We start from the raw sequence: 2,217 nt of genomic DNA, 5'->3' as shown, positions 1-2,217 counted from the left end.
AACCATCCCGTCGATGTGGACTCTTGGGGGAGATAAGCCTGTTATCCCCGGGGTAGCTTTTATCCGTTGAGCGATGGCCCTTCCATGCGGAACCACCGGATCACTAAGCCCGACTTTCGTCCCTGCTCGACTTGTAGGTCTCGCAGTCAAGCTCCCTTGTGCCTTTACACTCTGCGAATGATTTCCAACCATTCTGAGGGAACCTTTGGGCGCCTCCGTTACCTTTTAGGAGGCGACCGCCCCAGTCAAACTGCCCACCTGACACTGTCTCCCCGCCCGATAAGGGCGGCGGGTTAGAAGGTCAATACAGCCAGGGTAGTATCCCACCGATGCCTCCACCGAAGCTGGCGCTCCGGTTTCCAAGGCTCCTACCTATCCTGTACAAGCTGTACCAACATTCAATATCAGGCTGCAGTAAAGCTCCACGGGGTCTTTCCGTCCTGTCGCGGGTAACCTGCATCTTCACAGGTACTATAATTTCACCGAGTCTCTCGTTGAGACAGTGCCCAGATCGTTACGCCTTTCGTGCGGGTCGGAACTTACCCGACAAGGAATTTCGCTACCTTAGGACCGTTATAGTTACGGCCGCCGTTTACTGGGGCTTCAATTCGCACCTTCGCTTACGCTAAGCGCTCCTCTTAACCTTCCAGCACCGGGCAGGCGTCAGCCCCTATACTTCGCCTTACGGCTTCGCAGAGACCTGTGTTTTTGCTAAACAGTCGCCTGGGCCTATTCACTGCGGCTCTCTCGGGCTTGCACCCTAACAGAGCACCCCTTCTCCCGAAGTTACGGGGTCATTTTGCCGAGTTCCTTAACGAGAGTTCTCTCGCTCACCTTAGGATTCTCTCCTCGCCTACCTGTGTCGGTTTGCGGTACGGGCACCTCTCACCTCGCTAGAGGCTTTTCTTGGCAGTGTGGAATCAGGAACTTCGCTACTATATTTCGCTCGCCATCACAGCTCAGCCTTACGGGAAACGGATTTGCCTATTTCCCAGCCTAACTGCTTGGACGCGGATATCCAATACCGCGCTTACCCTATCCTCCTGCGTCCCCCCATTGCTCAAATGGTGAGGAGGTGGTACAGGAATATCAACCTGTTGTCCATCGCCTACGCCTTTCGGCCTCGGCTTAGGTCCCGACTAACCCTGAGCGGACGAGCCTTCCTCAGGAAACCTTAGGCATTCGGTGGACGGGATTCTCACCCGTCTTTCGCTACTCATACCGGCATTCTCACTTCTAAGCGCTCCACCAGTCCTTCCGGTCTGGCTTCACAGCCCTTAGAACGCTCTCCTACCACTGTTCGAAGAACAGTCCGCAGCTTCGGTGATACGTTTAGCCCCGGTACATTTTCGGCGCAGAGTCACTCGACCAGTGAGCTATTACGCACTCTTTAAATGGTGGCTGCTTCTAAGCCAACATCCTGGTTGTCTAAGCAACTCCACATCCTTTTCCACTTAACGTATACTTTGGGACCTTAGCTGGCGGTCTGGGCTGTTTCCCTTTCGACTACGGATCTTATCACTCGCAGTCTGACTCCCAAGGATAAGTCATTGGCATTCGGAGTTTGACTGAATTCGGTAACCCGGTAGGGGCCCCTAGTCCAATCAGTGCTCTACCTCCAAGACTCTTACCTTAAGGCTAGCCCTAAAGCTATTTCGGAGAGAACCAGCTATCTCCAGGTTCGATTGGAATTTCACCCCTACCCACACCTCATCCCCGCACTTTTCAACGTGCGTGGGTTCGGGCCTCCATTCAGTGTTACCTGAACTTCACCCTGGACATGGGTAGATCACCTGGTTTCGGGTCTACGACCACGTACTCATGCGCCCTATTCAGACTCGCTTTCGCTGCGGCTCCGCATCTTCTGCTTAACCTTGCACGGGATCGTAACTCGCCGGTTCATTCTACAAAAGGCACGCCATCACCCGTTAACGGGCTCTGACTACTTGTAGGCACACGGTTTCAGGATCTCTTTCACTCCCCTTCCGGGGTGCTTTTCACCTTTCCCTCACGGTACTGGTTCACTATCGGTCACTAGGGAGTATTTAGCCTTGGGAGATGGTCCTCCCGGATTCCGACGGAATTTCACGTGTTCCGCCGTACTCAGGATCCACTCAGGAGAGAACGAAGTTTTGACTACAGGGCTGTTACCTCCTATGGCGGGCCTTTCCAGACCTCTTCATCTACCTCGTTCCTTTGTAACTCCGTACAGAGCAC

1 rRNA gene is annotated in these 2,217 nt (G+C 53.9%); it reads right to left on the bottom strand.

Features of this window, described 5'->3' with window-relative positions:
• A 23S ribosomal RNA gene (locus ACFU3E_RS38390) occupies nucleotides 1-2,217 on the bottom strand; the annotation flags it as partial.

The organism is Streptomyces sp. NPDC057424 (genome assembly GCF_042803315.1).
In the GTDB taxonomy this organism is placed as follows: Bacteria; Actinomycetota; Actinomycetes; order Streptomycetales; family Streptomycetaceae; genus Streptomyces.
The sequence above is the reverse complement of the archived record's forward strand: the minus strand, read 5'-3'. Positions and strand labels throughout refer to the sequence as shown.